The sequence below is a fragment of the uncultured Gimesia sp. genome (assembly GCF_937919775.1).
Classification (GTDB): domain Bacteria; phylum Planctomycetota; class Planctomycetia; order Planctomycetales; family Planctomycetaceae; genus Gimesia.
Genome location: NZ_CALFPF010000815.1, coordinates 1 through 6,985 on the forward strand (window position 1 = coordinate 1; position 6,985 = coordinate 6,985).

At 50.2% G+C, this 6,985-nt stretch carries 5 protein-coding genes; 2 read left to right on the plus strand and 3 right to left on the minus strand.

Features of this window, described 5'->3' with window-relative positions:
- Positions 1-412 (minus strand): glycogen/starch synthase (locus tag Q0294_RS23220; protein WP_299470248.1); only part of this gene is annotated, 412 nt, incomplete at its 3' end.
- Between the two features lie 460 nt (positions 413-872).
- Between Q0294_RS23220 and Q0294_RS23225 the strand changes: the two genes are divergently transcribed.
- Positions 873-2,336 (plus strand): ATP-binding protein, encoded by a 1,464-nt coding sequence (locus tag Q0294_RS23225; protein WP_299470249.1) that lies wholly within the window; start codon positions 873-875, stop codon positions 2,334-2,336.
- A gap of 25 nt (positions 2,337-2,361) precedes the next feature.
- Positions 2,362-3,717: a sigma-54 dependent transcriptional regulator gene (locus Q0294_RS23230; RefSeq protein WP_299470250.1), complete on the plus strand. Its 1,356-nt coding sequence runs from the start codon at positions 2,362-2,364 to the stop codon at positions 3,715-3,717.
- A gap of 3 nt (positions 3,718-3,720) precedes the next feature.
- Here the strand turns inward: Q0294_RS23230 and Q0294_RS23235 are convergent, their stop codons facing one another.
- Together Q0294_RS23235 and Q0294_RS23240 are read right to left on the minus strand one after the other, a co-directional pair.
- On the minus strand, positions 3,721-6,105 hold the full coding sequence (locus Q0294_RS23235; protein WP_299470251.1) for a polysaccharide biosynthesis tyrosine autokinase: 2,385 nt from the start codon (positions 6,103-6,105) through the stop codon (positions 3,721-3,723).
- Between the two features lie 94 nt (positions 6,106-6,199).
- Positions 6,200-6,985 (minus strand): NAD-dependent epimerase/dehydratase family protein (locus Q0294_RS23240; RefSeq protein WP_299470252.1); only part of this gene is annotated, 786 nt, incomplete at its 5' end.

The following is a 6,985-nucleotide window of genomic DNA, read 5'->3' on the forward strand; positions in this document are numbered from 1 at the left end:
CCGGTTTCAGGTTCAATCTTTCCGTGAATGCCATTACGGAACGGCTGAAAAAGATAAATCGTTCGCAATTATCCTGATAATCGCGGCCCTTCTCATGATACAATTCCGGGCGATCAAAATAGCGGGGTTGATCTACCAGATATACGGTGACGCTCGAATCGGGAAACTTTGCTTTCAACAAGCCTGCTTCGATATCCTTGCTACCGACGGCAATCTTGACTTTTTCCGGGCAGGCTTCGAAATCATGAGGCCCAAACCCCCGTTTTGCGGTTGATTGAGGGTAATACGGCAAAAACAGACTCACTTCATGGCCTGCTTCTGCCAGTGCTTTCGACAGGGCCGAAGCCACATCGGCAAGTCCGCCCGTCTTTGCAAATGGAATTGCCTCGGAACTCGCTAAAACGATTTTCATAAATTCCCCATCTATTCGGATTTCATATCCATGCCAATGCCTACAATCTTATATACGCTATTATCGGTCGAAAGTAACGGATCTGTAAACACAAGTAGACCGCAAAGACAGGATTCGATCTGCCAATTCGTAAAGATTTATCCGAAATTCTCAGGCAAAACACTTTCCTGTTGGTGAGGCCTCAGACAACGGCCATTGATTCCCGCTGTTTGTCTGCGGAGCAGAGTTCTGATTTTACCTGTTTGTTCAGTAAAATTAGCCGACTTCTCCCGCAAAATAACGGATGTGTAATTGCAGATCAATTTCAGATTCGAGATAGTATAGCTTCGGTTTCCTCTGTCAGCCCCCCTTCCGGGTGAACAGAGCCAATCGATGAGCACGACGAGCAATACATAAACACTTTGATGAACCTTCTGATCGCAGCCCTTCAACAGTGCGATTCCGAGTCTTAATTTCTGTTATGAATGACCATTCAGTCCAGGAAAATCAATCGACTTCTGCAGACTTGCCAGACAGCGCGTCTCCGCAGCCGGGCTCTGCGTCTGCGCCTGCCTCGGCTGCTCAACCGAAAATTCACCACGATGCCTATGCGTGGGAACTGCCGGCCGAAGAAATCACGCTCCGCATTCGCTGGTTCGGATTGTGTGTGGGATATGTGCTGGTCAACTTCGTCGGCAACGATTCCGCCATCCAGGTACCCCAGTTAAACTGGATTTTAACATTAGGCGCCATCTATGCGCTGGCCGATACCTATTTCAGTTTTCGCAGCCGCGTGTTTCTGGGAGAGTGGCCGCTGATCATCTCGGTGATGGAGGCGATCTTTATCGGCCTGCTCTGTCATTACGATGCCGGTCTGAACAGCCCGTTTCGTTTTTATTACCTGCTCTCGCTGATTGTCTGCTCGATCCGTCACTCCCCCTCGATCGCGTATATGACATTGGCGCTGCACCTCATCAGCTTTACCACGCTCCTGTTCACGAGCCCTTCCGTTCCCAAAGACTGGTTAACCCAATTACTGCTGATGATTGTCTGGATGGGCTGGGTCGCCTGGGCCAGTATTGCTTTTTCCCGACTGGTCAAACAGGCGAGCCAGGAACTGTCTGTTGCCAATGCGCAGCTCAAACAGAATCAGGAACTGCTGGAAGAGCGCATCGCCCGCCGCACCAGTGATCTGCAGGAATCGCAGGCGTTACTGATCCAGCAGGAAAAACAGGCCGCCTTTGGTTTACTGGCCGCCGGGATTGCGCATGAAGTCGGCAACCCGCTGGCGGGGATCAGTTCTCTGGTCCAGCTCTTGAATCGGCACAATAATGACGACTATACCTGCAAACGTCTGGAAGAAGTTGATGGCCAGTTAAGAAGGATTCAACGCATTCTGCGGGAATTGATCGATTTCAGCCGTCCCGCAACAAGCGAACGCAATCGCTGTAGTATTAACGAACTGATTACCGAGTCATTGAACATTTCAAAATACTATAAACGCAAAAAGGGGAAAAAGATCATCACCCGTTTTGCGGAGAATTTACCGATCGTGCATGTGATACGCGACCAGCTCGTCCAGGTCTTTCTTAACTTGATCCTCAACGCGATGGACTCCACAGAAGAGGGTGCATCGATCGAAATCACGACGGAAGCCCGGGCCGGTCAGATTCTGATCTCGGTGCATGACAATGGTCATGGCATCCGGGAGGAAGATAAACAGAAACTGTTCCAGCCTTATTTCACCACGAAGGCCAAAGGCACGGGACTGGGTTTATTTGTTTGTAAAAATATCCTGGAACACTCTAATTCCGGTTCAATTGAAATTGATGATACAGTAAAAGATGGTGCCAAATTCATCGTCTCACTCAATTGTGACGAGTTGAATGGTCTGGCAGAGATTCCCCCCGGCCCGGCAAACGAAATCAAATTTGTCACAACTTAAAATGAAAAACAGGACATATCCCAACGTGCAACTCAATCGATCCGTGCTGATTGTTGAAGATGAAGAAGTCATTCGCACTTCGCTGGCAGAGTATCTGAACAGCGAAGGCTACGAGACCATGCAGGCTTCGACGGTCGCCAAAGCGCTGGAACTGGCGCGGGACCGGGACTTTAATGTCGCGATCTGCGACGTGCAGTTGCCGGACGGAGACGGCATTGAACTGCTCAGACGGTTGCAGAATATCAAACCAAGTATTTTCGTGCTGATCATCACCGCGTATGCGACCGTCGAAAATACCATCTCTGCGTTCAAAGCCGGTGCCTTTGATTATCTGGTCAAGCCGGTCATTTTTGATGACCTGTCTCACAAGCTCAATCGCTTATTTGAATACCAGAAAATTTTCTATGAAAACCAGATCCTCCGACGCGAGCTGGCCCGCAGCCCCGGAATAGAAGAGATTGTCGGCAGCAGTAAAACCCTGCAGAATCTGCAAAACACGATTCGTAAAATTGCAGCCACCAATTCCAACGTACTGCTGTTTGGCGAATCCGGTACGGGGAAAGAATTATTCGCCCGTTCGATTCACTCCAACGGTCCGAATCGCGAGCAGCGTTTTCTGGCGGTGAACTGTGGCATGCGTCCGATTGAATTACTGGAATCGCAACTCTTTGGCTCTGCGGGCAGTTCGCTGCAATATCCGCAGGCGGAACAATTCGGCGTTTTTAAAAATGCGGACGGCGGGACCGTGTATCTGGATGAAATTTCTCAGCTGCCTTTAGGAACGCAGGGAAAACTGCTGCGGGCCATTGAATACGGGGAGATCCTTCCGCTCGGCAGTGCGGAACCGGTGAAAGTGAATGTTCGCTTAATCGCTTCCACCACGCAGGATCTGTCTGAAATGGTTAAAAAGGGAGAGTTTGAAGAAGACCTGTTCTACCGGCTGGACGGCATGAAGATTCATATCCCGGCGCTGCGGGAACGCGTCGATGATATTCCGGAACTGGTGGAATACTTCATCACGAAACACTCCAAAAAAATGGGCAAACGGGTCACCGGCGCAACCAGCGAAACCATTCGCACGCTGATGTCAGCAGAATGGAAAGGCAATGTTCGCCAGCTGGATAATGCCATCGAACGCGCCGTCATGATGTGTGATGACACAATGATCTGCCTGAATGATCTGCCGCCGGAACTGCATCAGAACGATCCGCCGTTACCCGATGTCGATGACCTGCGACTGGCCCTCAGACATTACGAACGGATGCATATTACCCGCGTACTGAAAGACAGCACCGATAAACGTGAAGCGGCCAAGCGTTTAAAGCTGGGGCTTTCCAGCCTCTATCGTAAAATTGAAGAACTGGATATTGAACTCGAATAGCGGTCAGACTTCCTGACTGCTGATTTCCTTTTTTGCAGAAACGGCAGGTTCTACCGTTCGTTTCTGCTCGGGCGGCAGAAAATATTCGCGATAACCTTCTCCCGTTCCGTAGTCGTACTGACCATATTTTCCGGTGAAGACACTGTTTGCCAGAATGCCGGTCACTTTGATCCCGTTCGTTTGAATGATCTGCTGAACTTTGCGGATCACGCCGCGGCGGTTCTTATCGAGACGCACCACCAGCAGCACACTGTCAACAGACGAGGCAATCACCGAAGGATCGCTGACGACCACCAGCGGCGGCGTATCAATCAGAACGTAATCATATTCATCACGCAGCTGCTTGATCAGATCAGTAAAATGTCGGGACATCAGCATTTCTGAAGGATTATCTGGTAGCGTACCGGCTGTCATGATCGAAAGATTGCTGATTCTGGTTTCGCGGATCGCAGTCTGTGCGTCAATCTCTTGCGCTAAGACGTCTCCTAAACCAATCCCATTGACAAGACCGAATAATTTATGAATGTTCGGTCGCCGCAGATCGGCGTCAACAATCAGAACGTTGCGGCCTGTCTGAGCAATCGCCAGAGCCAGGTTGGAAATGGAAGTGGTTTTACCGTCGCCGGGCTCAGCACTGGTCATCTGCAGCACTTTGGCACCACTGCGATCTGTTTTCAGCAGCAGCGAAGTCCGCAACGATCGAAACGCTTCTGCTTCCCTGGAAGACGGGCGATAGTAATACCACAAGGCAGAAGCCAATTCACCGTCCTCCACCGCAATCTCAGTCTCAGCAAACACAGGTACTTCACCCAGAATTGGCAAATGCAGCTGGTCTCTGATTTCGTCGACCGACTTCACCGTGGTATCGCGCATTTCTCTGAGGTAGGATAACGCCAGTACCAGCGCCAGGCCGACGGCTCCCCCTGCCATCAGGAATTTGATCTGGCGTTTGATTACCAGCGCATCCTTGACCGGAGATAATTGCAACAATGTATATCCACTGTTTCCCTGAGAAACTTTTTCCACGAGTAATTGCTTGAAGATATTATCGCGCTGCGTTTTCAGTTGTGCAATTTCTTCGTTAAACGACTGATCGACGACCTGAAAATTCCCTACTTTTTTGGCAAGTTCGGTTTCCTGATCGAACAGCCTGGTCAGCTCTTTTTCGCGATTCTCAAGCTCTTTCAGCTGCTGCTCCATCGAACTCAGATACACATTCACGAAGTCGATTTCTTTGGCTTGAGACAGTTGGAATTCGCCGGAGGCAAGATTCTCCGCCGAAATTTCAATTCCCTGCCGTCGATACAGGTTGACAATCGTGTCAATACTGCGATTCACGGCATCCAGGTCGGGATGGTTTTCTTTAAAATCTCGTTCCAGTTGATTCTTTTGGATCAGCAACGGCATCAAATGCGTTTCCAGCGCCGCACGCGCACGGTCGGTATTCGAAACGCCCGGTGCAGCGAGATTATTTTCAGAGGCATTCGCAGCACCACCGGCTTGTCCGCGTGCCTGGCCCATCATAAACTGCTGCGCCAGCAACTCCAGCGTCTCCTTGGATTCGCCACTGGCAATCGCTTCTTTGAGAGAATCCACCTTCGATTTCATTTCCGTCAGTCGCAGTAGATTCAGTCTGCGTTCATTATCGATGGTTTTGATCCGTTCCTGATGCACGTTGGTGCTCCCGGCGACTCCTGCATCGGAACCGGGCGTATTTTCCCAATAAAGGGGTGCATCTTCCCGGAATTCCTTATACTCTTTTTTCTTTTGATCCAGATCGCTGAGTATCTGGCGGTTCGCCTCATTCAATTGCTCGCGAATTTCGTCGGTATTTTCCTGACGGACTTCATGCAGGTATCGCTGATAGGCATCCACGATTGCCTGAGTCACAATTTTGGCGTCCTGTGATCGCGGATTTTCATACAGAATATCCAGGATATTCAGATACGCGTTGTCATTGCCGGAAATTCGTTTGACTTTCAAAGAACCAAGAATTTCTTCCGTCGGATCACTTTCACCTGCGAATGAAGGTAATTCGTTGAGTTTTGCCTCCTTGACGGCTTCACCCACAATCCGCGGGCTTTTGATCACATCGATGTGCGCAGTCAATTCACCAAAGGTCTGAATTTCTCCCTCTTTGATCGGTACGGGATTTTTCTGTGAAACCTGGACTTTCGTGCTGGCAGAATAAACGGGGCCTAACTTCATGTAGGCAGCCTGACCCAGCATCAGCCCCGTCGCCAGTCCCGCAATCAGCAGCAGTTTATTTCGAAACAACAACCGTACCACATCGACTCCGGGTCCGGAAGAAGCGGCCTGGGAATGATCTTCCATTCCGTCGATTGCAAAATCGGCTTGATTCTCCAGAGGTTGAAATTCTGTATTCACGACACGCGGTCCTGGTCTATCTAAACTGCTGATGCTTTTACGCACAAATAATTGTTACGGTCTGTATGAACGAGATTCTCTGGTTGCCGCTGGATCAGCAGCCACCCAGACAGGTTTTTGATTCCGATTTGACATATTCCTCATACCAGGTAATCGTTCTGCGCAACCCTTCCTTGATATCAACCACCGGTTCATAACCCAGATCCCGTTGTGCTGCGGAGATATCGGCCCAGGAGTGCAAAACGTCTCCCGTGCGGCGAGGTTGAAAATCGGGATTAAATGGCTTCTCCAGAAAATCGCAGATGAACTTCATCAGATCGATTAAATTCAACGAACTTCCGCAGGCAACGTTGTAAACATTTCCTGAGACTTTGGCGGCGTCGGCCTGTGATGCCAGAATATTCGCCTGAACCACATTGTCGACATATGTGAAATCGCGGGACTGAGTGCCGTCTCCGTAAATGACCGGCTGACGCCCTTCGAGCAGGGCCGATGCAAACAGAGGAATCACAGCGGAATAAGGACTGTTGGGATCCTGACGCGGACCAAAAACATTGAAGTACCGGATGCGAACGGTTTCCAGATCATAGGAATTCGCAAACGCCTGACAGTACAATTCTCCCGCTAACTTGGCAGCCGCATAAGGTGAGAGGACTTCCGGTGCCTGCCCTTCATGTTTGGGCATTTCTTTCTGATTCCCATAGGCACTGCTGGAACCGGCATAAACGACGCGCTGCACACCCAGACGCCGTGCTGCGTCCAATACGTGAATCGTGCCTGTTACACAGGCTTCATGCGTATCGAGAGGATGATCGATACTCCGGGGCACAGACGCCAGTGCCGCCTGATGAAATACGATGTCGATCCCTCTCGTTGCCTG

Coding starts and splice junctions, on each gene's coding strand:
- Q0294_RS23225 (WP_299470249.1), top strand. CDS start 873: ATGAATGACCATTCAGTCCAGGAAAATCAATCGACTTCTGCAGACTTG.